Origin of the sequence: Psychrobacter sp. CAL346-MNA-CIBAN-0220 (genome assembly GCF_040309805.1) — a bacterium.
Taxonomy (GTDB): domain Bacteria; phylum Pseudomonadota; class Gammaproteobacteria; order Pseudomonadales; family Moraxellaceae; genus Psychrobacter.
In genome coordinates this window covers 1-240 of sequence record NZ_JBEOPF010000683.1, presented here as the reverse complement: position 1 = coordinate 240, position 240 = coordinate 1, and the positions used below count along the sequence as shown (strand labels likewise).

Sequence of the window (240 nt, the reverse complement as noted above, 5' to 3'; positions counted from 1 at the left end):
ATATAGGCTTGATTAACGTCAAGAATGACTTCTTGCACCCTAAACATATGGCGCAAGATAGCGATAATCTCGTTAACCTCTGAAGTGCTATACGGATACGTCAGCTCGCTGCTCTGTGCTTGGGCGAGGTTGGCATTGTCCGTTTTTGCCATTTTAATCAAACGATGAACATCCGCTAAGTCACGGTTGGCCAGTGGTGCGAGAACGGTATTAGAGGTGAGTGAGTTTTCAATATAACTG

1 protein-coding gene is annotated in these 240 nt (G+C 45.0%); it reads right to left on the bottom strand.

Translation table 11 applies throughout. The features are described from left to right. Window positions 1-240, bottom strand: a 240-nt coding sequence (locus AAEY88_RS15320) for a hypothetical protein (protein ID WP_350563767.1), incomplete at both ends; no start/stop codon positions are given.